The organism is Pseudoalteromonas sp. MB47 (genome assembly GCF_011319765.1).
Lineage (GTDB): Bacteria > Pseudomonadota > Gammaproteobacteria > Enterobacterales > Alteromonadaceae > Pseudoalteromonas > Pseudoalteromonas simplex.
In genome coordinates this window covers 87,282-114,155 of sequence record NZ_VFBD01000004.1, presented here as the reverse complement: position 1 = coordinate 114,155, position 26,874 = coordinate 87,282, and the positions used below count along the sequence as shown (strand labels likewise).

Below are 26,874 nucleotides of genomic sequence, written 5' to 3'. Positions count from 1 at the left end.
AAAAAGAAGAAAATGGTGCAGTATAGAATTGAGTTGAGTATCAACATTAAAACAAATCTTTCATCAAAGGCTGCCTATCATATATGTTTTCTGTTAGCTTTTTGCTTTTTGTATTAACCGCTAGGCTCATTAAAAAACCAGCACCTAACCCAACGCCTAAAGCAACCACCCATCCATATGGGGTTAACATTAGAAATGAAGATAGGGCCGTGGTGACTGATGATGCTGTTATGATACCTGCAAATGTTGAAGCCCCAAAACTAGCTAACTCTGTAGATAAACTTCGCTGCCAGTCCTTATTGTTTTTATAGTCGTTGTAAACTTTGTTCGCTCTAAATGCACCATCAAGTAAAATCATGCCATTGCCAAGCCAGCGTCCGGTATTTTCAATCCGCTTAATTTTATTGAATTCAGCGGTGCTATTTATATCGAGCTTGGCAGAATGCCTTGCTGATTTAGCTATATTGATTCCCCGATTCGGATTAGACCAAACCGTGCCACGACGGCTTGCACGGTTTACACTCATAAAACGTTGCAATTCTGCACGAAACTGACCGTTCAGCTCTTTGAATATACTGAATGCTTTTTGTTCTAATGCAACCATATGATACTTGGGCATTCCTGATTTATGAGCCATACGAATATCTCTTAAAGCGGCTTCATATTTGTTGGCATAGGTGGCGAACTTTGAACTACGAGCCTGAATTGATGTTGCTCCAGACCCAACTATTCCATGTGTATTTTCAGACAAAAATGGCATAACTTGGTTTTGAAAATCAGAGATTGCCATAAGCGTTTCACTGCCAAAATCGCGAAGCATATATGCAATGTTTCGGCGGGATTGCGCAGGCAATAAATCAAATTGACGAACTATACTTTGCTGTTCATTTGTAGGCGGAGTGTAAGAGTCAGAGTATTCTCTTCGCCATATATATGGCGTGCCTGAAGTGATAACTTGATTTTTTATATGGTTATTGTCTTTGGTAAAGCTGTCTTCTTTATCTTCTTTACATTTCACAAATTCAGCGGTTACTGAATCAATACAAATTCTAATTTCTAAAGCCATAAGTAGTATCCATACTAACTAATCATCCTTATTTAGAGGTTATCTTCATCACTGTAATGAGTCAATGAAGAATAAATAAAATGGGTACATGTTATGTGGCAAATGATTTTTGCTAATAGTTAATGGTTTTCTCGTTCACTTATCTTTGTGCGTGACGTTTTGAATCACTGAGGGCACCGAGGCGCTACGTGTTAAGCGCTACGTGTTAAGCGCTACGTGTTAAGCGCTACGCAGAGAAAGACAAATACTCACAAGACACTTCACTTTAAAGAAGTACACTTTAATACCTCCTTGTCTTCCTCTGTGTTCTCTATGTCCTCTATGGTTAGAGAAGATCTAATATGTCTATGAAAACATACGTAAAGTAAATACGATAAACCCTCATTGTTTTCTCATTAACTTCTCATTGTGCATAAGAATATTTGAACCACAGAGCACATAGAGGCGCTTCGCGCTTCACAGAGAAAAACAGATACTTACAAAGAGGATAAGAGACGCTGCTCTTCAGAGAAGTAAGTTTTTATACCTCATTATTTTCTCGTTCACTTCTCTCTGTGAAGAAAGAACCTACAGTAAATAAATGCCTGTTTGACGCTATGTAAAACGGCAGCAACATATTTTCTCTATAGTTTTATACTTTTGACTCAACAACATTGCACAATTGATAATTTACTAGCACTATTGAGTTATTAAGACTTCATTCAGAGGTGCTAAATGCACAAAGAGCAAACTCAATGTCAGCCAACAGGTTGTAAACATTGCGAAGACCATTTAGCACTTGGTTTTGATTTTACAATGGCTTTTCAGCCAATCGTTGATTGCACCGATAAACATATTTTTGGCTACGAAGCATTAGTTAGAGGCCTTAATAATGAGTCGGCTTATTCGGTCATTTCGCAAGTAACCGACGAGAATCGCTACACATTCGATCAACTTTGCCGTATTAAAGCTATTTCACTTGCTGCCCAACTGAAAATTGATTCAATCGTGAGCATTAATATTTTACCTAATGCAATTTATAAACCTGAGCGTTGTATAAAAACGACACTTGAAGCTGCTAAGCAATATGATTTTCCGGTAGAACAAATTATGTTCGAGTTTACCGAGGTTGAAAAAGTTGAAGATACTACACATATCAAACGTGTAGTTGATTATTACCAATCTTTGGGGTTTATTACTGCGACCGATGACTTTGGGTCAGGTCATTCTGGGTTAAATTTGTTGGCTGATTTTCAGAGCAATATAATTAAACTCGATATGAATTTAATTAGAGATATACACCTTCACAAAGCAAGACAAATTATTGTTAACCATTGTATAGCCATGTTTGAAGAGCTCAATATTGTTGCTCTTGCAGAAGGCGTAGAAACAGTTGAAGAATACCAGTGGTTGCGCCAAGCTGGTGTTAGCTTAATGCAAGGCTATTTTTTCGCCCACCCTGGGTTTGAGAGCTTGCCAGACGTTGACTTTAGTAAGTTGGATTAAGTGGTTATAACGAGAATCGAATTTAGACAAGGCAAGAGCTGTCAACCTTCAAACGCGCGAAACAATTTTCACGCCTACGTGTAGCAGCGGATTTATCCCGCGTCATCATCTAGGTTTTAGGTGCTAGGTTCTAGGCGCTTGGACGCGATGTAAAGTCGCTGGTTTCTCATAACTTTACTCTTTTTCGTTGAATTCTTGCTAACCTAAACCATTCCCGGCTAAAGCCAGTCCTACGAATTCCATGCTTGAAACTTGCTAACTTCTTTTAGTATTTAGTCGTATTTATATTATAAATTTTTATTTAGGATGCTAGGCTGAATATTCTTTAAGCATATTGAGAAAGGATAATGATGTTTTTACGCATACTGTTAGTCTCAGCACTTGTTTTATGCTCTTCTGCTAACTTAATCGCAAAAGAACAGCCTCTTAGTTTTGATGCCGAATTAAGCAATTATCAATACGACTTACCCGTTCAATTTTTTAATTTTTCATCACAAAATACGCCATTAAAAATGGCTTATTCTTACCTTAAACCAAGCAATAACATGCCAACCGTTATATTGATGCATGGTAAAAACTTTAATGGCCATTATTGGACCAATACTGCCAACTACCTTAATAGCAAAGGCTATGGCGTATTGATACCGGATCAAATTGGTTTTGGTAAATCGTCAAAGCCTGCTGATTATCAATTTTCGTTTGCTGTATTAGCCAATAACACTCATCAGCTAGTGTCATCTTTAAATATTGAAAACCCTATTGTACTTGGTCACTCAATGGGCGGCATGCTGGCAAGTCGTTACAGCCTGATGTTTTCTAGCCAAGTTAGTAAACTTATTTTGCTAAACCCAATTGGTTTAGAGAACTATTTAAATTATGTGCAATACAAAGACACCGATTTTTTCTATAAAAATGAATTGGCTAAAACACCTGATAAGGTTATTGCTTACCAGAAGAAAAACTATTATGACGGTAAATGGAATGACACTTACGAGCAATTAACCCACTTTATCGGTGGTCAAATTCAAGGCCCTGATCACAAGCAGGTCGCATGGGTTAATGCTAAAACCTACGATATGATTTTTACGCAACCTGTAATAACTGAGTTTGCTCAGTTAAGCATGCCAGTGTCATTAATTATAGGCACACGCGATAGGACTGGCCCTGGCCGTAATTGGAAAAAAGCAAATATTGACTATGAGCTTGGCCGTTACGATAAGTTAGGCAAAGCCGCGGCAAGTATGATCTCAAAATCGCAATTAATTGAATTAGATGATATTGGCCACTTACCTCACATCGAGGATTTTGACCGCTTCAAAGGCGCATTAGACAAAGCTTTATCATTTTAATGTTGCTCGCGCGAAACAAGTTTCGCGCCTACGTGTAGCAACGGGTTTATCCCGCGTCATTAGTCAGGGTTCTAGGCTCTAGGACGCGATGTGAAATCGCTGCTACAGACTCGCATCTTTTAACTTCCCTTTCCCCTTATCGCTTTTATCTAGCAACTTTATCCACTTTTAGTACCGTTTTTGTGAAAAATAACGACTTATTCATTGATGTAATTACAATTTATATGTAACTTGTGTCGCCCATTTCGCTACGCACTACTATAATATTAAGCGAAATCAACATTTTCATACTAAATACTAGGGATACACAATGAAAAAACTTCCTATTGCATTGGCTCTATGTGCTGCTTTTGTGTCTGCAAACACAATGGCAGAGGTTCGCATAAACGGCTTTGCTTCTATTGTTGGCGGTAAAGCCCTTGACGACGACGCAACTCTTTACGGCTACGATGACGATATTTCATTTAAAAACGAAAGTATGTTTGCATTGCAGCTTTCTGCAGACTTACAAGAAAAGCTAAGCGCTACGGCACAAATTGTGGCGCGTGGTAGTGATGATTTTGATGCTGAGTTCGAATGGGCTTATCTAACTTATGAGTTCAGCGATGAGCTTCAAGTAAGTGCTGGTAAAATGCGTGTACCTTTTTACCGTTATTCAGACTTCTTAGACGTTGGTTACACTTACCGCTGGGTTCGTCCACCGCAATCTGTTTATAACCTTCCGTTTTCAACGTATGAAGGTCTTAGCCTGTTACACAACACACAATTAGGTGATTGGGATTCAACCGTTCAAGTTATTTACGGTAGCTTCGATGGCAACATTGCTGTGGTATCGGTTAATGGCGATACAGAGCTTAATGATATTGCTGGTATCAATTGGACAATGAGCTATGACTGGTTTAGCGCTCGTGCTGCATACTTTGTTGCAGATACAACAATTGATATTGAAAACGACACCGATGCAGGTGTTGCACTTAATGGCCTTGAGCAGACTCTTAGAGCAGCCGGTTTTGTTGATCAAGCTGATGATATTGCTGTAAACGAAGATGATGGCTCTTTCTTCGCTGTGGGCTTTTCAATTGATTACAACGATATTTTATTTGATGCTGAATACACTGAGTTTGAAGTAGAAAACAGCGCCCTTGCTAAACAAACTCAATACTACACGTCTGTTGGTTACCGTATGGATGAGTGGATTGTGCACTTAACTTACGAAAATAATGACGACAAGCACGATAGCAATCGCTACAACGCGCTACCTGCAGTACCAGCTTTAAATGCGGGTATTAATCAAGTGCTTGAGGGCGTGAAAGCAAAAAGCAACGTGTATACCATTGGTACGCGTTATGACTTCCACCCATCTGCTGCTTTAAAAGTAGATTTCAGCCGTTTTAAAGATGACATTTCAGATACAGAAACCGACGTTGTAGCTGTTGCTGTTGATTTAGTTTTTTAATTGGAGTTCATAATGAAAAAATTGTTAATCGCGACAGCACTAACGCTATGCTCGCACGCTGTACTTGCTGATGTTGCAGTTATTGTGAACCCAGCAAATAGCAGTGCTATTGACGAAGGTATGATCAAAAAGATTTACCTTGGTAAGGCAAAGTCGTTTGATGATGGCACAAAAGTAAACCCAGTAAACCAAGATGGCACCAGCGTAAGCGATGAGTTTAACGATAAGGTGGTTGGTAAATCGAGCAGCCAGCTAAATGCTTATTGGTCAAAACTGGTATTTACAGGTAAAGGTACTCCACCTGAGAAACTAGCAAACGATCAAGCTGTTATTGACTTTGTTGCAGGTAATGCTGATGGTATTGGTTATATCGATGCAGCAAAAGTAACTGATAAAGTTAAAGTGGTTGGTACTTTTTAAGTTTGACTACGGTTAATAAAAAACCAGGCGATGCCTGGTTTTTTATGCGCTAAAATTACTCGACTTTAAATTTAGCTGTGGCGTCGAGTAACGAATCAGAGAGGTAATGAAGGTTCTTCGCTACATCACGTACTGCCGATAATGAATCCATTGTTTCTTCAAACGACATATGCATATTCGTCACATTATCAACTACCATACTAGCAACAGATGTTTGCTCTTCGGTAGCTGCAGCAATTTGCGAATTCATACCGTTAATTTCTAATATCTGTTCAGAGATTTTATCAATCGATTGCCCTGTATTTTCAGCGGCCTCTGCATTATTTGTAGCCATATCTCGGGCTGAGTTCATTGCATTTACTGCATGGCTTGCTGCTGTGGTTAATGTAGAAAGCAGCTCTCTGATTTCATTCGTCGACTGCGATGTTCTTGAAGCAAGCTCACGCACTTCGTCAGCTACAACCGCAAAGCCTCGGCCTTGTTCACCTGCACGTGCAGCTTCAATCGCAGCATTTAACGCGAGTAAGTTAGTTTGTTCTGCAATCGAGGTAATAACGTTTAAAATTTGCGTCACATTCTTGGTGTCAGTGGCCAGTTGATTAATAGTTGATGCTGCTTGATTTATCTCTTCACTTAGTGTTTTTGATTCTGTCACAGAACGCTGTATTTGCGTTCGACTTTGCTCAACTTCTCGCTCGGCTGTTTGCGCAGCTTGTGATGCATTTGCTGCTGAATGAGAAATATCAGCGACACTCTGGCGCATTTCTTCCATTGATTGCTTAACTATTTCAGCATCTGATGTTTGTTTAGTTGTGGCACGCTCGGCACGTTCCATGCCTTGTACAAGTCGTGTTGAGTTCTCCATTAATGGCTCACAAACCGCTATAACCTCAAGTACCGCAGCTTTTAACAGCTGTATAAACGCGTTGAAGTTAATCGAAACTTGTCCGATTTCATCTTTAGCGTGTACTTCAAGTTGTGTGCTTAGAGAGCCTTTGCCGTCTGCTAATAGGCGTAAGTTATCTGCCGCAGCGCTAGCTGATGAACCGATTCCACGGGCAATCCAAATTGAGGTAACCACCAATAAAATAAGTGATACTACAGACACTACAAGCATTAAATTTAGTGCGTTGTCTGAACGCGCTTTGGTTGCTTGTACAAGTTCAAAAAAGCGGTCGTCTGCGCGGGTTTGTGCTCGTTTAAAGCCAGCTAGAACGGCCTCATACTGCTGCGTTTTTTGCTGTGCTTGTTGCTGAATTTTACTAAAGTCAGCGGTGCCGTCGATCATTGAAGTTGCTATGCTTGACGAGGTTTGTGCATAAAGCTCTAATTGTTTTTTGGTATCGGCATGCACGTAGCTGTCGTTGATACTGATGATATTTTGTAGATTTTCATTAATCGTTTTATACGTTTGCGCTGCACTATCAACTAAATCTGACTCACCAAATGTTACCGCTTGAGTGTATAACTCATCTAGTTTTTCGAGTAGCGCAACGTTTGCTGAAGTGAGTTTAACGACCTGATATGATGACTTTTCCAGCTCGTCGAGCGAGATCTTGTTGTCATTCATGGCTATAAAATTGGTTACTACTATGATCACGAATGCCGTAATGGCAATACATGTTATGGCGTGTATTTTTTTTGTGATGCTCAAGTTATTGAAAGAAATACCTGCAGACATTGAATCCACCTTTGCTGTCATATTACTTAGTATTATCGCCCGATTTCCCTAAAGTATTAACTATATTTATATATTTTCAGGTTTTTTTCGTAATTCGTTCAGTTTGTGGAAGTCTTGTAGGAGGTACTTCAGTGCCGAACCAAAAATAATGAGCTTTCAACCTTCAGCTCTCAGACGCGCGAAACAAGTTTCACGCCTACGAATGAAACATGGGCGCTAGGACGCGATGTGAAATCACAACTTTCATTTCTTTTTAATAGCGTTATTAGGGGCTGATCTGTATAATCCGCGGCCTATTATTTACCCTATTGCTTGTTTATTTTCGCAGTTGCTGCGCCCATAACCCTGTCAGTATTTTTCTAGGAATAATTCGTTGATTTCAACCGCAAATATCACCATGCAATTTGGTGCAGAGCCTCTGTTTGAGAACATTTCAGCTAAATTTGGTAACGGTAACCGCTATGGTCTAATTGGCGCGAATGGCTGCGGCAAATCGACCTTTATGAAAATTCTAAGTGGTGCGCTTGTGCCAACGTCTGGCAATGTGTCGATTGCACCGGGTTTAAAGCTAGGTACGCTAAGCCAAGATCAGTTTGCGTTTGAGCAATACACTGTGGTTGATGCGGTGATCATGGGTGATGCAGAACTTTGGAAAGTTAAACAAGAGCGCGACCGTATCTACTCACTACCAGAAATGAGTGAAGAAGACGGTATGAAAGTCGCTGAACTTGAAAGCATTTTTGCCGAAATGGATGGCTACACAGCAGAAAGTCGTGCAGAAGAAATTTTGATCCAAGCGGGTATTGAGCAAGAGTTTCATTACGGCTTAATGGCAAACGTCGCGCCAGGTTGGAAACTACGTGTGCTGTTAGCACAAGCGCTGTTTGCAAACCCAGATATTTTGCTACTTGATGAGCCAACCAATAACCTTGATATTCATACCATTACTTGGCTAGCTAACGAGCTTAACCAGCGTAAGTGTACGATGATTATTATCTCGCACGACCGTCACTTCTTAAACTCGGTATGTACACATATGGCCGATATCGATTACGGTGAGCTACGAATTTACCCTGGTAACTACGAAAAGTGGATTGAAGCTTCAAGCTTGCAACGCGAACAACTACTTGCTGAAAACGCAAAGAAGAGCGCTGAAATAGACGAGCTACAAGAGTTCGTAAATCGCTTTGGTGCCAATGCATCAAAAGCAAAACTAGCTAGCTCTCGTGCTAAGCGCATGGATAAAATTAAGCTTGATGAGGTAAAAGCGTCAAGCCGCATTAGCCCATCACTTCGTTTTGACGAAGGCAAAAAGATGTATCGCCAAGCATTAGAGCTTACCAAGCTAGGTCATGGCTTTGATGGCGAAACCCTGTTCAGCGGCGGTGACCTACTACTTGAAGCCGGTGCTAAGCTTGCGGTTATTGGTGAAAACGGTGTTGGTAAAACCACCCTATTACGTTGCCTAGTGAATGAATTACAGAGCAACGAAGGTGTGGTTAAGTGGTCTGAAAATGCCAGCATTGGTTATTGCCCGCAAGACAGCAGTAAAGACTTTGATAACGACTTAACTTTATTTGATTGGATGTCGCAGTGGCGCACCGCTAAGCACAACGATTTAATGGTACGTGCTATGTTAGGCCGTTTATTATTTACCGCAGACGACGCTAACAAAAAAGCCCGTAACTGCTCGGGTGGTGAAAAGAACCGCCTATTGTTTGGTAAGCTCATGATGCAAGACATCAACGTGCTCATTATGGATGAACCAACTAACCATATGGATATGGAAGCCATTGAAGCACTCAATAACGCATTAAAAGATTACCAAGGCACGCTGATTTTTGTGAGCCATGACCGTGAGTTTGTATCGTCATTAGCTACTCGCATCATCGATATTAAAGATCAACAGCTTATCGATTTTCAGGGCACGTTTGACGAATATATGGATCATGTCGCGCAACAAGCGCAATAACCCCCTCTTCAAATAGGTGAGCAAGTTTGCTCACCCTTTTTGTTTACGTTCAGTTACATAATACCTTTGACTGACCTACCTTATTTGGGTAATTTGCATTTCTTTTACACAGAAAACAACATTTTAAAGGATGTAAATGAATAAGCTACTTAGCGTATCGGCACTGACTCTGGCTCTAACAGCCTGTGGTGGCGGGTCATCAACAGACAAAAAGCCAGATGCAGAAGCGACAAAAAATACCGCCCCTACTCTATCTGGATCACTCACACTCTCTACCAAAGCACTTGAATCAGCCAACTTAGTTGTTGATATTAAAGATGAGCAAAACGACAGTGTGACAACCACGATTATTGATAAGCCAGAGTGGCTAAGTGTCACGACCAGCAGCAATCAAGTGACTTTTAATGCTGAGCCGAGCCTATTTGAAGTAGCTAACCATTCTTTTACTGTAGAAGTGTCTGACGGTAAGGCAAGTAATCAATACACTTTAACCGTAAATGTCGCTGAAAACCGTGCAGCATGGCAACCTATTGAGCTTAGCAATAACGAAGTGATAGGTAACTGGCAATCAAGCGATGGCAGTGTACAGTTGGTATTTGCTAGCGAAGATGCAGGTGTAATCGCTCAAAATGGTGAGTTAAGTCGTTTTGAATGGTCGAACCCTGATGTCATTGCGTTAAATACCCAAGCGATTGATTGCTTGCATGAGTGTAATCAACAAGCCTTACTTGAAATGGAAGTGTTGGCTAAGCGCGATGATGCTATTCGTGTTGAGCTATTTAATGTTTCAACCGATAAAGGCGAAGTTGTCACCCTTTATAAATCAAATGCAGAGTTTAGCTCTGAGTACTACGCTGATGTGGATCAAAGCTCGTTCCACTCTGTTAATTATTTAAGTACAACGGGCGAGGAAAGTTACTTTGAAGTATCGCTAGCAAGCTATATTCCAACGGCTTCAGGAAGCACTACGTCGTATACTTATGCTGACTTTTCGGCAACGTTAGAGGGTAAAGCATTAAAAATTAACAGTGATACATTAGTTACGACTCAAAACACAAAGCAATTGAGTAACCTTGGTCATGAAGTAGATGTCGCATTTGATCTTAATCTAATTGATGCAGAAGTTATTGCTCAGTTTGATGACTTTTTAGTGCTAAAACTACGTCATGTTTTAACTTATAAAGATGAAAGTGCACAGAATATTATTAATGAATCAACCGAACTGGCTGAAGCTCTGCTAGAAAAAACATCAATTAGCGCACTTCGAAAACTTACCCCTGTTACAGTTCCTGAGCTGACAGTAGGTAAATCATATACTGGTCGTTTAAATAATAAAAATTCAGATACGGGCGAAGGTTTAACGTTCCGTTATGTACCCACATTTTTTACAATCACTGCAGCCGACACAGCAACGGTCACATTCAATACACCTAAAAGTACTGACTCATTTAAATGGCATTACAACTTAGACAATAACGGCGAAACCGTTAAAGTAATGGGTAATGGCCTAGAAACGAGCTTACAATTTTTCACTCAGCCTGATGGCAAAATGATCATGGCACGCGAGCGTAATAAAGAGCAGCGCCAAGCTCGCTTAGGGTATGAGTTCATAGAAGTAGTTGATGATTCAAGCATCACACTCGATGATTATAAGCATCTATTTAGCTACTTACGTCAAAATTATACCAGCAGTAGCCAGAAAATATACTGGTATATAAATGATGATGGTAAAGGCAGCTTCTATTATGCTGACCAATATGGCCTTGAAAATAGAGCTGACTTTACACCAAGTAGCTATTGGCAATTAGAAGCTGATAACAGCATTAGCTTTGCAATGATGTCGCAGTGCCCAAATGCAGTTGATTACGCTAGTTGTAAAGATGAAGTATTAGCAAATCAAGAAGTTGCCTATTCATCATTATTTAATTTCAAAATTCTTGCTAAAGACGGTAATAAATACCTTTTTGACCGCCTGTTTTGGCAAAGTACGTATGCTTACAGCGAAAGAGAATTAAAAGAGAGTATTTTTCAAAATAGCTATTGGTTTAGAATTGAGGAGTAAAGGAGCTTACAGCGGTGCGCGAAACAAGTTTCACGCCTACTTTGTAGAAGCGGGTTTATCCCGCGTCATCAGCGAGTTCTGGGCGCTAGGACGCGATATGAAATCGCTGCTTCACAAATCAGTACCATTCCGATTTTAAAGTCTGACGGGCTAAAGCCCGACCTACAAGGGAAACATTAGGTGCTAGGTTATGGGCGCTAGGACGCGATGTGAAATCGCTGCTACTTGTTCGGCGTTAAAACGCCACCTACATCTCGTCACTTTCCCCTTGTAACTCGCTAACTTCTCTAAATAAAAAAGGCCACACAGTTAAACTGTGTGGCCTTTGTACTTAACGGAATTTTAAATTAAATGTCGAAGCGGTCGGCGTTCATTACTTTCACCCATGCGTCGACAAAGTCTTTTACAAAACGTTCATTGTTGTCGTCTTGTGCGTAAAACTCTGCATAAGAGCGAAGGATTGAGTTTGAACCAAACACTAAATCAACACGTGTTGCTGTCCATTTAGTTGCACCTGTGCTGCGCTCAACAATATCATAAAGACCCTTACTTGTTGGCTTCCATGTGTAAGCCATATCAGTTAGGTTTACAAAAAAGTCGGTGCTAAGTGTGCCTACATTATCTGTAAACACGCCATGCTTAGAGCCGCCGTGGTTAGTGCCAAGTACACGCATACCACCAACAAGAGCGGTCATTTCTGGTGCTGTTAAGCCCATTAATTGCGTACGCTCTAACATTAGCTCTTCTGCTGATACCGCGTAATCTTTCTTCAACCAGTTACGGAAACCATCATGAATTGGCTCAAGTACGTCGAACGAGTCTGCATCTGTCATCTCGTCTGTGGCATCACCACGACCCGGCGCAAATGGCACGGTGATATCAACGCCCGCTGCTTTTGCTGCTTGTTCAACCGCTGCTGACCCACCAAGTACAATTAAATCGGCGAGGCTTACTGGTTTGCTTAAACCCGCTTGCACTGATTCCAGTGCGCTTAATACTTTAGCTAAACGCTCTGGCTCGTTACCTTGCCAATCTTTTTGCGGTGCTAAACGAATACGAGCACCGTTTGCACCACCGCGATGGTCTGAGCCACGGTAAGTACGCGCACTATCCCATGCTGTTGCGATTAAATCTGCTTGGCTTACACCACAGTTAAGTAGCTTGGTTTTAAGTTCGCTAATTTCGCTGTCAGATAATGTGTAATCAACCGCAGGGATCGGATCTTGCCAGATCAGATCTTCGCTTGGTACATCGGCACCCAAATAACGTGATTTAGGGCCTAGGTCACGGTGCGTCAGTTTGAACCATGCGCGTGCAAACACATCACTAAAGTATTCAAAATCATCGTTAAATCGCTCGATAATTTTACGATAGGTTGGGTCCATCTTCATCGCCATATCGGCGTCGGTCATGATGGGGTTTAAACGAATTGATGGATCTTCAACATCAACTGGTTTGTCTTCTTCTTTAATATCGATTGGTTCCCACTGCCACGCACCTGCAGGGCTCTTCTTAAGTTCCCATTCGTAGTTAAGCAATAAGTAGCAATAACCGTTATCCCACTTAGTTGGATGAGTAGTCCACGCACCTTCGATGCCCGAGGTCATGGTATCGCGGCCAATACCGCGTGAGTTGTGGTTGTTCCAACCAAGACCTTGTTCAAACACATCCGCGGCTTCTGGCTCAGGGCCAACGTTTTCTTCGCTACCATTACCATGGGTTTTACCCACGGTATGACCACCAACTGTAAGTGCGGCAGTTTCTTCGTCATCCATTGCCATACGGGCAAAAGTTTCGCGAACTTGTTCTGCTGTTTTAAGTGGATCAGGGTTACCATTCACCCCTTCTGGGTTTACGTAAATTAAGCCCATTTGTACCGCTGCTAATGGGTTTTCCATGGTATCTGGTTTTTCAACATTCGAGTAACGCTCGTCACTTGGTGCTAGCCATTCTTTTTCAGCGCCCCAGTAAACGTCTTTTTCAGGATGCCAGATATCTTCACGGCCTCCCGCGAAACCAAAGGTTTTTAAACCCATTGACTCATAAGCCATATTACCGGCTAGGATCATTAAATCGGCCCAAGAAAGCTTGTTACCGTATTTCTTTTTAATTGGCCAAAGTAAACGACGTGCTTTGTCTAAGTTTGCGTTGTCTGGCCATGAATTTAATGGTGCAAAGCGTTGGTTACCTGTACCGCCGCCACCGCGTCCATCCTCTAAACGGTATGAACCCGCTGAGTGCCACGCCATACGGATCATTAAACCACCGTAATGGCCCCAATCAGCTGGCCACCATTCTTGGCTTTCGGTCATTAAGTTTTTTAAGTCGGTTTTAACGGCTTCAAGATCAAGAGATTTGAATGCTTTAGCGTAATTAAAATCTTTGCCGTAAGGGTTCGTTTTGCTGTCGTGTTGGTGAAGAATGTCGAAATTGAGTGCGTTTGGCCACCAGTCAGTATTTGATTGAGCGGTGACAGTGTTACTACCATGCATTACTGGGCACTGGCCCGTTTTTCCATTACTCATTGCTTGCTCCTCATAAGCTTAAGATACGACGAAAGCTAGTTTACTTAGCATCATCATAAATAAAGATTTCTATTAGTTTTGAATAACTAATAACTCAAAAGTTCCTGTTGTTTAAAACTATAGGAGCACTACATAAATAAAGCTAGATCTTGAACATGGTTTTAAATCGATTGATTCGATAGATAAATACGATTTGATTCATTTTACAAAACAGTCCATTTTATAAAGGTCTTTTTACTGCGAGTAGCCCTTATGAAAACAATTAATCCTGATGTTGCTAGACAATTAAGCATTAACTTTTTTATCGCCAATTTACCTATTTTAATGTTAACTGGGCTGGTAGTTGCTTCGCTTGTGGGGTTAACGTTTAGAAGCTCATTATTGTTTTGGCTGACGCTATTGGTTACACCTTTAAGCATTAATTATTTATACTCGAAAAAACGTATAAAGCAGTTTTGCAAAAACAACAAGTGCACCGATATATCATGTCTCGCTAAGCAAACTGATTAATTTTTAATTTTATTACCCAGTCACCAGATTATTTAGCCCTCAACTTGTATAAATATTAATTAGTTATGCGAGTTTTATAGGCAGTTTAAAATTAACTGTCATGCCATTAGAAGGTGAACTCGCAGCACTCACTTCACCTTGTAATGCTTGCGTTGCAAGGTTATAAACGATTGACATTCCTAATCCACTTCCACCAGAGCCGCGCTTCGTAGTAAAAAATGGCTCAAACACTTTATGCAAAGTTTCTGTATCCATGCCAAGGCCATTGTCTTTGTAGCAAAGCAAATAAACACCTTGTGCTTCGTCAATATTAACCGATATACTTATTTGGTTGTCTTGGCGTCCCACAAAACCATGAACGCAACTATTATTAACCAAATTCATTATGATTTGACTCAAAGCTCCAGGGACTGTGATCAACTCAAAGTCATCGACACAATTCACATTTACAGTTACATTATGACTGCGGGTTAAAGGCATTAAGCTGTGTAGAATGTTTTCTAAGTAGTCTTTAATGTTGGTTTCTAATAAATCGAGTGAAGATTGATCTACTGCCGTTTGTTTAAAGTCGCTGATTAATTTTGCTGCTCGCTCTAAATTAGTGAATGATATTTTAAAACATTCGTTTAAATGATTAATACTCTCTATCAGCGCAGCCTTAGTTAACGTATTTGACTGTATAAGCTTATCAACTTCAGAGAGTTTGTCTTTTGCCGAACTGTTTGCAGTCACCGCGATACCTATTGGCGTATTAACTTCATGTGCAATTCCAGCAACCAGATTACCCAATGAAGCCATTTTTTCTGCTTCAATTAGTTTTTCTTGCATCTCGGTAAGTTCAGATAAGGTTTTCTCGAGCGTTCGAGTGCGTTCAACAACACGCTCCTCTAGGTGCTGATTAGCGCGTTCAAGCTCTGCGTTTATACGTTCATTTTCTTGTGCTGATAGCGCTCTGCCGTATAGATCCGCTAATGCGCCTATAAATGAGCATTCATCTTCTGTCCAATGTCGCTCACTACCAATGTGCTCACAACAAAATATACCGATCATTTTTCCTTTATAGCGAATTGGTGCATCGAGCATAGCGCCAATATTAAGTGGTGTTAGGTAGCTTTCGCTAAATTCGTAGGTAGCAGGATCAGTATGCGCATCAACCGCTGTTATTGTGCGTTGCGTATCAAGTGCTTTGAAATAGTCAGGGTATGCGTCCCGGGGAAGCACTAGCATTTGAATTTCTTTACCATTTTCTCTGTCGAGTAATAAACGGCACTCTATTGCTGTATTTTCTTTATTAAGTAACCAAATGCCGGCACGCCCGATTTCGAGTCCATCGAGTACAGCATTAAGGATTAGCCGTTCAGCTAATTCAACATTTCCACTATCGAGATCAGACGAAATTGATACACCATAAAGCAGTTGTACTAGTTGCTGGCGCATATTCTCACCTTTTAGTTTTAGTATCCTTTAAGTTTAGACGAACAAACTCAATATCGCATATAGATTAACTTTTTTTAGAAACTCTTTAAGTATTAAGTAGTTGTTCAGATAAAAATGAGTATATTGTACCTAACTCCTGTTGATACCCCTTACGACTTTATGTTGTTTAAGCAGTTTGGCCAGCTCTCCCCCGAGCTGGTTTTTTTTTGCCTAGTCCCTAGTGCTCACGCATGTTACAGTTACCTCAGTAATCACCAAAAATTAATATGTTATGCGTTATACCCTAATTTTAATCACTTTTTTAATGAGCTTTAGCCCATTTGTAGCAGCTCAAAATGAGCCACAAAACCGCCCAGCATTAACTGAAGCAGAGCAACAGCAAGGACTCGATAAGCTTCAAGAACCTATGTATAAACCATTGTTAGAGCGCTATATTCTTGATGAATTAAAAGCGGTGCGCCAAGACCAACAAAAACTACGCGAAGATGTGACAAAACAAGTTGCTCATACACAACTTGATACTGCCGACCGTGCATTAACTTATACAACCGACACCATTAATAATGTGTTTTTCATTATTACCATTACCGCTTCAATCTTGGTCTTAGTCGGTTGGAATTCCCTACGTGATGTGAAAAATAAAGTAGAAGATATTGTTAATACACGCGTGAGTGCGATTACAAAAGAATATGAAGAGCGCCTAAAAGTACTCGAAGAAAAACTACGTGAGCGATCTGAAGAAATCTTATTAAACCAACAAAAGATCTCAATCACCAATGAAGTTCATTCTTTATGGATGCGTGCCAATTTAGAAAGCGATGTTGCGAATAAGATTGAGATTTTTGACGAGATCTTAAAACGTAAACCAGAAGACGTAGAAGCCATTGCCTATAAAGCAGATGCTCTGTTAGAAATTAACGAAACAGGTGAGGCTATCGAGCTTTGTAATCAAGCATTAGAAATTGATAGCGACTACGGCTACGCATACTGGCAACGTGCTTGTGCCTATGCATTACTACACAAACACGCCGATGCAATGGCTGATATTCGTATGGCTCTTGAATATTCTCCTAACCTACGTAACGAGCTATTACACGAAAGCGCGTTTGCCAGCCTACACGACAACGACAGCTTTAATTCGTTGTTAAATGAATCGGCATAGCCGAACCCCATGTAGCAGCGGGTTTATCCCGCGTCATAGGCGAGTTCTGGGTTCTAGGTCCTAGGCGCCAGGACGCGATGTAAAATCGCCGCTACCTCGTACCTCGAAACTCGCTAACTTTACTCTTTCCCCTTGAAACTCGCTAATTTTACTCTCGCTAACTTTAATCTCGCTAACTTGAACCCACTAACTTAATCCCCCTCTATTGCAAAAAAACCAAATACCGCTAAACTAATCATTAAGTATCTAATGATTAAAAAAGTAATCAATATGCGTTCTAAACAGGCTGCAAAAATGGCACAAAAGCTGGGAGATTTGATTCGCCAGCACCGAACTCTTCATTATACGCAAAGTACATTTGCGAAAATGATTGGGGTATCACGTTCGACAGTACAAAAGTTAGAGCAAGGTGATGTTGTGAAAAGTGACATTCTTTTTGAAGCGCTGGTTGTACTTAACTTACAAGGAGCACTGCTTGACGAAATAAATGAATTAGCAGCCGACGTAGGTGGATACAATGCTCGCCAACGCAAACGAAATTCACCACAGGAAATCAATGATGACTTCTGAGTGCTATGTTTTTATAGATGGTTTAGAAGAAAAACCCGTTATCTGTGGTTACTTTAAATTAGATAATCAATCAGGTCGCGGTGAGTTCAACTATGGTAAGAGCTATTTAGCCCGAAGCGATGCCTTTGCTCTAGATCCAATACATCTGCCATTAAAATCGGGGATTTTCAGTTACAGCGCAAACAGAGGTGTATTTGGCGTATTGAGTGATGCAGGAGCTGACTCGTGGGGGCGCAAGTTAATTCTTTCGCTTCATACTACAAAACCCAAAAACGAGTTAGAATTTTTATTAGCTGGGTCTGGATATGGCGTAGGAGCGCTTGTTTTTAGTCTCTCGCGAAGTGCCTCAAAGCATAAAACTAACAAAAACACCTTGTCTGATTTAGCCTTGCTAGACCAAGCTAAAGATGACTTGCTGGCGAATAAAACAATTTCTGATGAAGCTAAGAAAGCATTTGAGTTTGGCCAAAGCATGGGGGGAGCTAGACCAAAAACTTCTATACAAATTGACAACAAACTCTACTTAGCAAAATTCAATCGCCAAGATGATTTATTCAATCTAGTCAGAGCTGAACATGCTGCAATGAAAATGGCGGAACAGCTTGGTATTCGAACGGCTCCTACCTTTATTCATAAAACACATACCGGTTATGTGCTACTTGTTGAGCGGTTTGATGTTAGTAATGGGTTACCAACACACCACTTTTTAAGTGCGAATAGCTTACTTCAAAAACCCAAAGTTGCTATGAGTGATCTTTCAAGTGACTACTCATATGGTCAATTAGCTGAATTTATAAGGCATCAAACAATGCAAAATGCAGGTGATGCTGAAGAGTTGTTTAAGCGAATGGTGTTCAATGCGTATATTGGTAATACAGATGATCACACTCGCAATCATGCATTCCTATATTCATTTTCACAAAAAAATTGGCGATTAAGTCCAGCCTATGACATCACTCCAATAAACAACTCAAAACAACATGGTCTTGGCTTTGGTGATGATGGCCGTTATGCAAGTAAAAGCAATTTTTTATCTCAGGCTAAGCGATTTGGGTTAGCAAATTCAGCAGCAAAAAACATCATTAAAGAGATTGAAGAATATTGCAAAGATTGGCCGACTCACTTTAAACATTTTGCAGACGTTAGTGATGAAGATATCACCCGTTTAAACGGTGTAATTCCTGAAATTAATGAAGATTAATAGCGCGAAACAAGTTTCACGCCTACATGTAGCAGCAGGTTTATCCCGCGTCATAGGCGCTGGGATTTAGGTTCTAGGACGCGATGTAAAATCGCTGCTACCTCATATCTCGAAACTCGCTAGCTTGAACCCACTAACTTTCACCCATAAAAAAAGAGCAGCTGGGCTGCTCTTTTTCTAGCGGAAGAATAACACTTTGGTTATTTTACCATTTTCTATTTTATAACTAGTGACAAATTCAGCTCGCTTATCAACCACCTTAGGGTCTTGTGAACAAGTCTCTGATAGCTCATGGTCAATCACAATATTTCCATGCACAATTCGTTTAATTGGAGACGATTTTATACATTTAAGCTTTTTAAACATGATGCCATAACGAGCTATAAGCTTTTCTTTCCCTGTGAACATTAACTCATTTGGGAATGTGTAAAACTCGACGTTTTCATCATACATTTTAATAAATGCATCAATATTACGAGCATTATATGCTGCTATTAATTGCTCAATTACAGCGATTGATTCTCGTGACTGACGCGCTTTTTCTTGTTGCTTGGCTGTTAGCGCCTCTTTTGCTTGCTTTACAGCCTTTTCAGCCTCATCAACTGCTTGCTGCTTTTCTTCAACTGTTTTTGGTTGCTCGGCAGGTGTAGGCGTTTGAGTACCGAGTACTTTACTATCATCAACTTCTGCGACCTCTTTCTTAGATTCAGAAATTACTTTTTGCTCTGTTACTGGCTTTTCTTCAATAAACTCTAAACTAGGTACGTCTTTCTTTTCGGCTTTTTGTTCATGGCTAGTTTGAGGCTCGGCTTGTTCAGTGGTTTCTTCACTAGCAAATGACTGCCAAGAGAATAATAAACTAATTGCCAAAAATAACGGTTTCATACTTTTCCTAAATACATCATGCCTGATTTAAGGCGTTAAGGTAGCAAATTCTCACAGTTTGGCATAGTTTTTTACCAATATTGCTCAACGGTGATCTGCCCAGGCTCACGACGTCTGTTGCGGCTAAAACCAAGCTCTAACAAAATGGCCGTGGTATCTTTTACCATTTCTGGATTACCGCAAATCATGAACTGTGTCGAGTCAGGTTTAACAGGAAGCTCTACTACATCAAATAAGCGACGGTCTTTTATTACGTCAGTGATCCGGCCATTAAAACCGATTGTGGCTGACTCTCTGCTGACTACAGGTGAGTAGTAAAGATTTGGGTACTGCTGCTGTAGTGCTTTAATGCGCGCTTGATAACTTAAGTCCTCATTAAAACGAACTCCATGCACTAAGTGAACATGCTCAAACTTTTGCCACACTTCGCCCTGCTCTAATATTGATATAAAAGGCCCAAGCGCAGTACCTGTACTCAGCATATAAAGCTGCTCACTGCTTGGCACTTCATCAAGGGTAAAAAAGCCTGTCGCGCGGCGCTCTATAGTCACTGAGTCACCCGGCTTTAATTGCGCAAGTTGTTGAGAAAGTTGACCGTCTTTAACATTAATCAGATAAAATTCGAGGTCGGGATTATTCGGCGCATTAACATAAGAATATGCACGTGCAACCCGTTTATCACCCACTTGCATAGCAAGCTTTGTAAACTGCCCTGCTACAAATGGTTCAACATCGGCATTAACAATTAAGCTAAATAGTGAGTCGGTCCACCATTTAACATCTTTAACTTTAGCTTCAACCCAATTAGACATACACATCCTTAATTGTTGTTCCTCTACTAAAAGTGGCAACAATTGCTTGAATTTTCAAGTTTTAAGGGGCGGTTGCGAGCATAAATACATAGTCATAAAAAAAGCCGCATAAATGCGGCTTTGAGGTTAGTCTCACTTCACTTTGGGCGTGTTTCCAAATTTCAGTGAATACGTTACCAAGGAACTTATTTAAATTGATTCTAAAGCAATTTTAACCATTTCGTTAAAGGTGCTTTGACGCTCTTCACTTGGTGTTGCTTCACCAGTGATTACGTGGTCACTTACAGTAAATAGTGCCATCGCTTTTGCGCCGTATTCAGCAGCTACGCCGTACATGCCAGCTGTTTCCATATCAACAGCAAGTACGCCTAGCTTGTCTAACTCTTGATAGAATGTGTTATCTGCTTGGTAGAATGTATCTGTTGTAAATACATTACCTACTTTCGCTTCAATGCCTAATTCTTTTGCTGCGTTTACGCCGTTAAGTAGTAAACCGAAATCAGCAATTGCGGCAAAATCGTAACCACGTACACGTGCACGGTTTACGTTTGAATCTGTGCTTGCACCTTGTGCAAAGATAACGTCACGGATTTTGATATCGCTACCAATACCGCCACAGGTACCAATACGAATTAGATTTTTAACGCCGTAACTAACGATCAATTCACGGGCATAAATTGACATTGATGGAATACCCATCCCAGAACCCATAATACTCACTGGCTTACCTTTGTAGGTACCGGTAAAACCATACATATTACGAACGCCTGTTACTTGTTTTGCGTCATCTAAAAAGTTTTCAGCAATGTATTGAGCGCGAAGCGGATCACCCGGCATTAATACCGTTTCTGCAAATTCGCCTACATTGGCGCTGATATGAGGAGTACTCATTATTGGTTTCCTTTTTTGTTCGCTAATAGCTTGTCGTTAAAGCTATCACCGTATTCAAGTGCAGGAAGATTAAACCACTGGGCAAGGGTTTGACCTATGTCTGCAAAACTAGCTCGTTCTCCAAGCGGGGTGTTTGTCATTCCCGGTTGGTATGCAAGTACTGGCACGTATTCACGTGTATGGTCAGTGCCTGCTGCTGTTGGATCACATCCGTGATCGGCCGTGATAATTAACACATCATCACTATTTAGCTGATTTAAGATGGTCGGTAGGTAATCATCAAACTCTTTTAATGCTTTAGCATAGCCAACTGCATTACGGCGATGACCGTACTTTTCATCAAAATCAACTAAGTTTGTAAAAATCAAACTATGGTCAGGTGCGCTTGCGATTACTTCTGAGGTTTTCTCAAGCAAGTTCATTAGCCCTGGCGCTTTGTGTTTTTGGGTGATGCCTTGGTGCGCATAGATATCGGCAATTTTACCAATACTGATCACTTCACCGCCGTCTTGCGATAATTTATCAAGCAAGGTTGGCGACGGAGGTAACACCGAATAGTCACGACGATTGCCTGTACGGGCAAAATCGTCACGGCTCGAACCCAAAAATGGCCGCGCAATCACTCTTCCTATGTTCATTTCATCAAGCAGCGCCCGTGCGATTTCGCAAACCTGATAAAGTTTCTCCAGTCCAAATGATTCTTCGTGCGCGGCTATTTGAAACACGCTATCAACTGAGGTGTAGCAAATCGGCATACCGGTTTGCATATGCTCTTCACCTAGCTGTTCTAAAATGGTCGTTCCTGAGGCATAACAGTTACCTAAAATGCCAGGAATCTCTGCGCGAGCAATTAGCTCATCAACAAATTCTTGTGGAAAACACGGCTGTGTGTTTGGGAAATAACCCCAATCAAATAACACAGGTACACCGGCCATTTCCCAGTGTCCTGAAGGCGTGTCTTTACCACTTGATAACTCTTTAGCGTAACCCCATGCGCCAATAGGTGCTTGGCGGTCACTGACTAAACAAGGTTCTTTACCTGCGGCTTCGCATGCATCAGCTAAACCTAAACGGGTAAGATTAGGAAGCGATAAGTGCTCACCAGTTTCTTCTGCATAGGCTTTAAGTAAATGAGCGAAGGTATTTGCACCTACGTCACCAAACTTTTCTGCGTCAGGTGCTGCGCCAATTCCTAGGCTATCTGCCATTAAGATGAGTGCTCTTGCCATGGGTACCTCGTTATCAATATGTGAATACTTTATATGCTCTTTGAATTTTTGGTACAGGACATAAGTCCTGTTTCATAAAACGGAAACATTATAAATTTGCATCTCTAAGCGAAGCAAAAGAGATTAATCGTGTCTTTTTTGCTATTGTGATCTACCTAACAATGTTTCCTTCTGTGTGGGCGAGAACTTTAGTGACACGAACAATTATAGCTATTGCTGGCGCATCTGCGTCGGGCAAGTCTCTTTTTAGCAAGACAATTTATAACGAATTAGTCAATGAGCTTGAACCGGGCGCGATCGCAGTGATCGAAGAAGATGCTTATTACAAAGACCAGTCGCATTTGCCGTTTGACCATCGAACGCAAACCAATTACGACCACCCTGATGCTTTCGAGCATGAGCTTTTGCATGAGCACTTACTTCAATTGCGCGCTGGAGAATCAGTAGACGTACCAACTTATGACTATGCAATGCATACCCGAAGCGATGAAACGCGTCGAGTGGCACCTGCAAAAGTACTTATCGTTGAAGGTATTTTGCTACTGAGTGATCCGGCACTTCGAAAAGAATTTGATATTAAGGTGTTCATTGATACACCGTTAGATATCTGCCTTATGCGCCGTATGCAACGAGATATGGAGCAGCGTGGCAGAACATTACAGTCCGTTGTTGATCAATATCAAGCGACAGTGCGACCTATGTTTTATCAGTTTATTGAGCCATCTAAGCACAAAGCTGATCTCGTAGTCACACGCGGCGGTATGAATCGCGTTGCCATTGATATAATTAAAAGTAAAATAAAATATTTACTGCAACAATAACAACGGGAAACAGTCAGTATGACAACATTTATGAGCTTAGTAGGCATTGTTGTGCTACTAGGCATTGCTTTTGCGGCTTCAACGAACCGTAAAGCAATTAATTTAAGAACTGTAGGCATCGCCTTTTTACTTCAAGTGTTAATTGGTGGCTTTGTCTTGTTCTTCGAAGTGGGCAAAAACGTACTGGCAAGTATGTCACGAGGAGTCTCATCAGTTATTGGTTATGCCAATGACGGCATTAGCTTCTTATTTGGCTCACTGGCATCGCAAGATACCTTAGGGTTTATTTTTGCGATACAAGTATTGCCCGTTATCGTGTTCTTCTCAGCACTTGTTGCTGTGTTGTATCACATCGGGGTGATGGATTGGATAATCAAGATTCTAGGCGGTGGCTTACAAAAGCTATTGAAAACCTCGCGCCCTGAATCGCTTTCTGCAACCGCCAATATTTTCGTTGGTCAAACAGAAGCACCATTGATTGTTAAGCCATTTATCGCCAGCATGACTAAGTCAGAGCTATTTGCGGTAATGGTAGGTGGCCTTGCTACCGTAGCAGGTTCTGTTATGGCAGGTTACGTAACAATTGGTGTAGAGCTTAAATACTTAATTGCAGCCAGCTTTATGGCGGCACCAGGTGGTTTCTTAATGGCAAAAATGATTGTGCCAGAGACCGAAACACCAAAAGAAGATTTAGCTGATTTAGACGTACAAGAAGAAAAACCGGTAAACGTAATTGATGCTGCCGCATCAGGTGCCGCAAACGGTATGCAACTAGCACTGAACGTAGGTGCGATGTTACTTGCTTTCGTAGCACTTATTGCACTTCTAAATGGGTTATTAGGCGGTATTGGTGGTTGGTTTGATCATCCAACATTAACGCTACAAGAAATTTTAGGTTACGTATTCGCTCCGGTTGCATGGTTATTAGGTGTACCTTGGGACGAAGCAGTAATCGCAGGCAGTTTTATAGGTCAGAAGGTTGTAGTTAACGAATTTGTTGCTTACCTCGACTTTATTAATTATCGCGATACGTTAAGTGCGCACACACAAGCGATTGTCACATTCGCGTTATGTGGGTTTGCTAACTTATCATCGATAGCAATTTTACTAGGTGGATTAGGCGGTATGGCGCCTAGTCGGCGAAAGGATATCGCACGCTTAGGGCTCAGAGCAGTGTTAGCAGGATCTATGGCTAACCTCATGAGTGCAGCAATTGCAGGTTTTTTCCTCTCGCTAGCTTAGAAACTTAATGAGATGAGCCGTAGTTGCAAAACAATAGGATAGGACTTTAAGGGGTTAAAGGTCTATCTGACTTGAACGATACTTCACCAAGGGCCGCAAGGCCCTTTTATCGTTTTATGTGCTAAGATTTATTTACTAAATCCTTTTAAGTGCATAAATGAACTATTTTAGAATTTATATACTAACCTTTTTCTTAAGTTGGCCAGCCCTTTGCAAGCCGACCCTAACCGTTGTTACCGAACTATCACCGCCCAATCAAACCTTGATCAATAACCAAGTTGCCGGTAAAAGCACCGAATTAGTAAGAGCTATTTTTGCCAAAGCAAACTTAAATGCCAATATAGAGCTCTACCCTTGGGCCCGTGCTTACAATATGGCACTAAAAAAGCCGAATACTTTCATTTACAGCATGGCTAAAACTCCAGAGCGTGAACATCATTTCTATTGGATTGGTGAAGTAGCCACCTATGAAATGGGCTTTGTGAAATTAAGCGAACGCCGCGATATAAACATCACCTCCAATGAGCAAGCCAAACAATACAAGATAGCAGTTCAGCGTCATGACTTAGCAGCACAACGCTTAACTGAGCGCGGTTACACTGTTGTGTATACTTCAGACATCAATAAGTCATATCAGTTGTTGATGTCGGGGAAGGTTGATTTAATCATTGACGATAAAAACTATATCGCCGCGATGGCTAATGAATTAGGCCTTGATGAATCGCGCTTACACTTTGCCTTTGCAATTGATTTTTTAGCGATGAAAGGGTTCCTAGCTGCAAACAAAAATACTAACCCACACCATATCAATGCATTAAAAAATGCGTTTGCTGAGATTCAGGCATCAACGCTATATAGTCAGGTCATGCGAACAAATAGGCCTTAAGTAAGAGCAAGAAAAATTCGTTATTTGCTACTCTGAACAACCCCCAGTGACTTTTACACTGCACCATGATAGTAGTACTCAGCTACCGATAGCTTCAACGGCTAACGATGACTAATAAGAATTATTTTGTATTGGTATTACTATATTGCTCAATAAAAAAGTCTAACTTACCCTGAGCAATTAGCTTTTCGTAACTTGATTGCAAACGTTCAACTACATCGATGGGTATGTTTTTATTTAATGCTAAATAATTCCCTAATGTATCGTTAAGAGGAAGCTCAACTAGCTTAACGACTTCTCGTCCAGGGTGCCCGTATTGAGTTAGCTGATAATCAAATGATAGATCTGAACCAATAATTAGCTCGATTTTATTTTTGAAAAATAAATTAAGACACTCATAACTATGACTCACTTTCAGCAAATTTTTACCATCACTAAAACCAATTGTTTCTACAAATTGCTCATAGATACTATTACGCACAACACATAGGCTATGTTCTTTTACCTGGGGTAGATCAAGTGGATTAATACGCTCATTTGATTTTAATCTATAAAAGAAATTTCGCGATGAGGCCAACGGCCCTACCCAGTTAAACAACTTTTCTCTTTGCGTAATTCGGGCTGTAGAGACTAACCCTGACAAGGGCTGTTGTTGCGCCAAGTGGAATGCTCTTGACCAAGGTAAGAGCTCAAAATTGCACTTAATTTTGGCATCGATGCACATGGCCTTAACAAACTTTAAGTTAATACCCTCTAAATGCCCTTTATTTGAGAAGTTATATGGCGGGAAATGCTCGGTGTAAATGGTGACACTTTCTTTTGCAAACACTACAGGTGCAAAGCTTAGGCACGCTAACAACAAATATTTTAAAATAATTAATACACTCTAATGACACAGCTGCATTAAATATAGAAATATTAACTAGTCCAGTCAATTTTTAGACATAAAAAAAGCAAGCCGTAGCTTGCTTCTTCTCTATTTTACTTTTCAGTAAAATTATAGCGGCTTGATGTTGTCCGCTTGAGGGCCTTTTTGACCTTGTGATAGAGTGAACTCTACACGTTGGCCTTCAGCTAAAGTTTTGAAACCTTCAGATTGGATAGCGCTGAAGTGAGCGAAAACGTCTGGACCATTTTCTTGCTCGATGAAACCAAAACCTTTAGATTCGTTAAACCACTTAACTGTACCTGAAACAACGTTAGACATAGTCA

Annotated in this window: 22 protein-coding genes; 12 read left to right on the top strand and 10 right to left on the bottom strand. The window is 40.8% G+C overall.

The features are described from left to right. Positions 1-46: 46 nt before the first annotated feature. The gene (locus IMPJCBKJ_RS01170; protein ID WP_054553416.1) at positions 47-1,066 is read right to left on the bottom strand and encodes a hypothetical protein; all 1,020 of its coding nucleotides are present in this window, start codon (positions 1,064-1,066) and stop codon (positions 47-49) included. A gap of 714 nt (positions 1,067-1,780) precedes the next feature. On the opposite strand from IMPJCBKJ_RS01170, the gene IMPJCBKJ_RS01165 reads away from it, so the two are divergent. The 4 genes from IMPJCBKJ_RS01165 to IMPJCBKJ_RS01150 all read left to right on the top strand — a co-directional run bounded on the left by IMPJCBKJ_RS01165 (position 1,781) and on the right by IMPJCBKJ_RS01150 (position 5,776). Beyond that, positions 1,781-2,551: an EAL domain-containing protein gene (locus IMPJCBKJ_RS01165; RefSeq protein WP_166338277.1), complete on the top strand. Its 771-nt coding sequence runs from the start codon at positions 1,781-1,783 to the stop codon at positions 2,549-2,551. Positions 2,552-2,898: 347 nt separating this feature from the next. Then, a complete protein-coding gene (locus IMPJCBKJ_RS01160; protein ID WP_166338275.1) occupies positions 2,899-3,900 on the top strand; it encodes an alpha/beta hydrolase in 1,002 nt (333 codons plus the stop codon). A 310-nt stretch (positions 3,901-4,210) separates the two neighbouring features. Continuing rightward, the gene (locus tag IMPJCBKJ_RS01155; RefSeq protein WP_166338273.1) at positions 4,211-5,356 is read left to right on the top strand and encodes a porin; all 1,146 of its coding nucleotides are present in this window, start codon (positions 4,211-4,213) and stop codon (positions 5,354-5,356) included. Between the two features lie 12 nt (positions 5,357-5,368). After that, positions 5,369-5,776 (top strand): hypothetical protein, encoded by a 408-nt coding sequence (locus IMPJCBKJ_RS01150; RefSeq protein ID WP_054553412.1) that lies wholly within the window; start codon positions 5,369-5,371, stop codon positions 5,774-5,776. A gap of 55 nt (positions 5,777-5,831) precedes the next feature. On the opposite strand, the gene IMPJCBKJ_RS01145 is transcribed toward IMPJCBKJ_RS01150, so the two are convergent. Further along, a complete protein-coding gene (locus IMPJCBKJ_RS01145; RefSeq protein WP_054553411.1) occupies positions 5,832-7,457 on the bottom strand; it encodes a methyl-accepting chemotaxis protein in 1,626 nt (541 codons plus the stop codon). A 373-nt stretch (positions 7,458-7,830) separates the two neighbouring features. On the opposite strand from IMPJCBKJ_RS01145, the gene IMPJCBKJ_RS01140 reads away from it, so the two are divergent. Next, entirely contained in the window at positions 7,831-9,429 is a 1,599-nt protein-coding gene (locus IMPJCBKJ_RS01140; RefSeq protein WP_166338271.1) for an ABC-F family ATPase, read from the top strand. Positions 9,430-9,565: 136 nt separating this feature from the next. Next, positions 9,566-11,491: a hypothetical protein gene (locus IMPJCBKJ_RS01135; RefSeq protein ID WP_166338269.1), complete on the top strand. Its 1,926-nt coding sequence runs from the start codon at positions 9,566-9,568 to the stop codon at positions 11,489-11,491. Positions 11,492-11,838: 347 nt separating this feature from the next. Here the strand turns inward: IMPJCBKJ_RS01135 and katG are convergent, their stop codons facing one another. Next, on the bottom strand, positions 11,839-14,016 hold the full coding sequence (katG, locus tag IMPJCBKJ_RS01130; RefSeq protein ID WP_166338267.1) for a catalase/peroxidase HPI: 2,178 nt from the start codon (positions 14,014-14,016) through the stop codon (positions 11,839-11,841). 573 nt (positions 14,017-14,589) lie between these two features. Continuing rightward, entirely contained in the window at positions 14,590-15,963 is a 1,374-nt protein-coding gene (locus IMPJCBKJ_RS01125; RefSeq protein WP_166338265.1) for an ATP-binding protein, read from the bottom strand. 271 nt (positions 15,964-16,234) lie between these two features. Here IMPJCBKJ_RS01125 and IMPJCBKJ_RS01120 point away from each other — a divergent pair, with 271 nt between their 5' ends. From IMPJCBKJ_RS01120 to IMPJCBKJ_RS01110, 3 genes are all read left to right on the top strand, one after another. Then, positions 16,235-17,125, top strand: a complete 891-nt coding sequence (locus IMPJCBKJ_RS01120; protein ID WP_054553406.1) for a tetratricopeptide repeat protein — start codon at positions 16,235-16,237, stop codon at positions 17,123-17,125. Positions 17,126-17,374: 249 nt separating this feature from the next. After that, positions 17,375-17,695, top strand: coding sequence for a helix-turn-helix transcriptional regulator (locus tag IMPJCBKJ_RS01115; RefSeq protein WP_240920974.1), 321 nt, complete (start codon positions 17,375-17,377; stop codon positions 17,693-17,695). Next, positions 17,682-18,896 carry a HipA domain-containing protein gene (locus tag IMPJCBKJ_RS01110; protein ID WP_240920973.1) on the top strand — a complete coding sequence of 405 codons (1,215 nt, stop codon included), beginning with the start codon at positions 17,682-17,684 and terminating at the stop codon, positions 18,894-18,896. The genes IMPJCBKJ_RS01115 and IMPJCBKJ_RS01110 overlap by 14 nt, the downstream gene beginning before the upstream one ends. Before the next feature lie 177 nt (positions 18,897-19,073). On the opposite strand, the gene IMPJCBKJ_RS01105 is transcribed toward IMPJCBKJ_RS01110, so the two are convergent. From IMPJCBKJ_RS01105 to IMPJCBKJ_RS01090, 4 genes are all read right to left on the bottom strand, one after another. Continuing rightward, positions 19,074-19,781 (bottom strand): nuclear transport factor 2 family protein, encoded by a 708-nt coding sequence (locus tag IMPJCBKJ_RS01105; protein ID WP_054553404.1) that lies wholly within the window; start codon positions 19,779-19,781, stop codon positions 19,074-19,076. A gap of 71 nt (positions 19,782-19,852) precedes the next feature. Further along, positions 19,853-20,593 carry a ferredoxin--NADP reductase gene (locus tag IMPJCBKJ_RS01100; protein WP_054553403.1) on the bottom strand — a complete coding sequence of 247 codons (741 nt, stop codon included), beginning with the start codon at positions 20,591-20,593 and terminating at the stop codon, positions 19,853-19,855. Between the two features lie 189 nt (positions 20,594-20,782). Continuing rightward, complete coding sequence (gene deoD, locus IMPJCBKJ_RS01095; protein WP_036972525.1) at positions 20,783-21,484, bottom strand: purine-nucleoside phosphorylase; 702 nt, start codon at positions 21,482-21,484, stop codon at positions 20,783-20,785. Further along, positions 21,484-22,713, bottom strand: a complete 1,230-nt coding sequence (locus IMPJCBKJ_RS01090; protein ID WP_062565403.1) for a phosphopentomutase — start codon at positions 22,711-22,713, stop codon at positions 21,484-21,486. Before IMPJCBKJ_RS01090 ends, deoD begins: the two co-directional genes overlap by 1 nt. Positions 22,714-22,904: 191 nt before the next feature. On the opposite strand from IMPJCBKJ_RS01090, the gene udk reads away from it, so the two are divergent. From udk to IMPJCBKJ_RS01075, 3 genes are all read left to right on the top strand, one after another. After that, a complete protein-coding gene (udk, locus tag IMPJCBKJ_RS01085; RefSeq protein ID WP_138618998.1) occupies positions 22,905-23,534 on the top strand; it encodes a uridine kinase in 630 nt (209 codons plus the stop codon). A gap of 18 nt (positions 23,535-23,552) precedes the next feature. Then, entirely contained in the window at positions 23,553-24,776 is a 1,224-nt protein-coding gene (locus IMPJCBKJ_RS01080) for a NupC/NupG family nucleoside CNT transporter (protein WP_054553401.1), read from the top strand. A gap of 157 nt (positions 24,777-24,933) precedes the next feature. Continuing rightward, positions 24,934-25,662 carry a transporter substrate-binding domain-containing protein gene (locus tag IMPJCBKJ_RS01075; protein WP_082389269.1) on the top strand — a complete coding sequence of 243 codons (729 nt, stop codon included), beginning with the start codon at positions 24,934-24,936 and terminating at the stop codon, positions 25,660-25,662. A gap of 121 nt (positions 25,663-25,783) precedes the next feature. Here the strand turns inward: IMPJCBKJ_RS01075 and IMPJCBKJ_RS01070 are convergent, their stop codons facing one another. Together IMPJCBKJ_RS01070 and IMPJCBKJ_RS01065 are read right to left on the bottom strand one after the other, a co-directional pair. Next, positions 25,784-26,491: a transporter substrate-binding domain-containing protein gene (locus tag IMPJCBKJ_RS01070; protein ID WP_082389280.1), complete on the bottom strand. Its 708-nt coding sequence runs from the start codon at positions 26,489-26,491 to the stop codon at positions 25,784-25,786. Positions 26,492-26,659: 168 nt separating this feature from the next. Continuing rightward, positions 26,660-26,869, bottom strand: a complete 210-nt coding sequence (locus IMPJCBKJ_RS01065; protein WP_119852743.1) for a cold-shock protein — start codon at positions 26,867-26,869, stop codon at positions 26,660-26,662. Between the last annotated feature and the right edge of the window lie 5 nt (positions 26,870-26,874).

Bases quoted from the DNA above. Each gene is read 5' to 3' on its own strand.
- IMPJCBKJ_RS01170 (WP_054553416.1), bottom strand. From the start codon at position 1,066: ATGGCTTTAGAAATTAGAATTTGTATTGATTCAGTAACCGCTGAATTT.
- IMPJCBKJ_RS01165 (WP_166338277.1), top strand. From the start codon at position 1,781: ATGCACAAAGAGCAAACTCAATGTCAGCCAACAGGTTGTAAACATTGC.
- IMPJCBKJ_RS01160 (WP_166338275.1), top strand. From the start codon at position 2,899: ATGATGTTTTTACGCATACTGTTAGTCTCAGCACTTGTTTTATGCTCT.
- IMPJCBKJ_RS01155 (WP_166338273.1), top strand. From the start codon at position 4,211: ATGAAAAAACTTCCTATTGCATTGGCTCTATGTGCTGCTTTTGTGTCT.
- IMPJCBKJ_RS01150 (WP_054553412.1), top strand. From the start codon at position 5,369: ATGAAAAAATTGTTAATCGCGACAGCACTAACGCTATGCTCGCACGCT.
- IMPJCBKJ_RS01145 (WP_054553411.1), bottom strand. From the start codon at position 7,457: ATGTCTGCAGGTATTTCTTTCAATAACTTGAGCATCACAAAAAAAATA.
- IMPJCBKJ_RS01135 (WP_166338269.1), top strand. From the start codon at position 9,566: ATGAATAAGCTACTTAGCGTATCGGCACTGACTCTGGCTCTAACAGCC.
- katG (WP_166338267.1), bottom strand. From the start codon at position 14,016: ATGAGTAATGGAAAAACGGGCCAGTGCCCAGTAATGCATGGTAGTAAC.
- IMPJCBKJ_RS01125 (WP_166338265.1), bottom strand. From the start codon at position 15,963: ATGCGCCAGCAACTAGTACAACTGCTTTATGGTGTATCAATTTCGTCT.
- IMPJCBKJ_RS01120 (WP_054553406.1), top strand. From the start codon at position 16,235: ATGCGTTATACCCTAATTTTAATCACTTTTTTAATGAGCTTTAGCCCA.
- IMPJCBKJ_RS01115 (WP_240920974.1), top strand. From the start codon at position 17,375: ATGATTAAAAAAGTAATCAATATGCGTTCTAAACAGGCTGCAAAAATG.
- IMPJCBKJ_RS01110 (WP_240920973.1), top strand. From the start codon at position 17,682: ATGATGACTTCTGAGTGCTATGTTTTTATAGATGGTTTAGAAGAAAAA.
- IMPJCBKJ_RS01105 (WP_054553404.1), bottom strand. From the start codon at position 19,781: ATGAAACCGTTATTTTTGGCAATTAGTTTATTATTCTCTTGGCAGTCA.
- IMPJCBKJ_RS01100 (WP_054553403.1), bottom strand. From the start codon at position 20,593: ATGTCTAATTGGGTTGAAGCTAAAGTTAAAGATGTTAAATGGTGGACC.
- deoD (WP_036972525.1), bottom strand. From the start codon at position 21,484: ATGAGTACTCCTCATATCAGCGCCAATGTAGGCGAATTTGCAGAAACG.
- IMPJCBKJ_RS01090 (WP_062565403.1), bottom strand. From the start codon at position 22,713: ATGGCAAGAGCACTCATCTTAATGGCAGATAGCCTAGGAATTGGCGCA.
- IMPJCBKJ_RS01080 (WP_054553401.1), top strand. From the start codon at position 23,553: ATGACAACATTTATGAGCTTAGTAGGCATTGTTGTGCTACTAGGCATT.
- IMPJCBKJ_RS01075 (WP_082389269.1), top strand. From the start codon at position 24,934: ATGAACTATTTTAGAATTTATATACTAACCTTTTTCTTAAGTTGGCCA.
- IMPJCBKJ_RS01065 (WP_119852743.1), bottom strand. From the start codon at position 26,869: ATGTCTAACGTTGTTTCAGGTACAGTTAAGTGGTTTAACGAATCTAAA.